Here is a 255-nt window from a genome sequence, read left to right as displayed (position 1 = left end):
AAACGAAAAGTCACCCAAACCTTCGACAGCAAATCAACCGAATACTTCGAACAATCCATCAACCAATTCACCGCAGGCGAACGCGACTACGTCGGAAAAGCCGCCGAACTCGCCAAAGACATCCAAGCATACGCACGCAACGCCGCGAACCAGGTCGAGTACGCCAAATGGATGATCATCGGCCAACTCATCCAACTCGCCATCGAAATCGCCTGGGCCATCGCCATGTCCTACTGGACATTCGGCTCCTCACTC

At 53.7% G+C, this 255-nt stretch carries 1 protein-coding gene; it reads left to right on the top strand.

What is annotated here, in order from left to right:
* On the top strand, window positions 1–255 hold a 255-nt coding region (locus QSJ59_RS24310; protein ID WP_285762099.1), incomplete at both ends, for a WXG100-like domain-containing protein.

The sequence above is a fragment of the Nocardiopsis ansamitocini genome (genome assembly GCF_030268225.1).
Lineage (GTDB): Bacteria > Actinomycetota > Actinomycetes > Streptosporangiales > Streptosporangiaceae > Nocardiopsis_D > Nocardiopsis_D ansamitocini.
This window is presented reverse-complemented; position numbering and strand designations above follow the sequence as displayed.